Below are 247 nucleotides of genomic sequence, written 5' to 3'. Positions count from 1 at the left end.
ACCAAGGACAAGCCGATGATGCCGGCCAACAGTCCGAGCCGGAGCTGATCCCCACCAAGGGTGGCGGAAATCTGCTCCTGTGACTGGATATCAAAGCTGATGGGCAACGCACCGTAGCGCAACTGGTCCGAGAGCGCTTTGGCGGAGGCTTGGGTGAAGTTGCCGGTAATTTGGGGCCTGCCGTCAGAAATCACTGCCAACGCGCGCGGTGCCGAGATGACTTTGTCGTCAAGGACGATCGCGAACT

General features: G+C 59.5%; 1 protein-coding gene. It reads right to left on the bottom strand.

Translation table 11 applies throughout. The annotated features are described in order from the left end of the window. On the bottom strand, nt 1–247 hold a 247-nt coding region (locus SB772_RS44290), incomplete at both ends, for a SecDF P1 head subdomain-containing protein (RefSeq protein WP_410839062.1).

It is taken from the genome of Paraburkholderia sp. SIMBA_030 (genome assembly GCF_046535245.1).
GTDB lineage: Bacteria > Pseudomonadota > Gammaproteobacteria > Burkholderiales > Burkholderiaceae > Paraburkholderia.
Note: the sequence above shows the minus strand (reverse complement) of the source record. Positions and strands in the feature narration are given on the sequence as shown.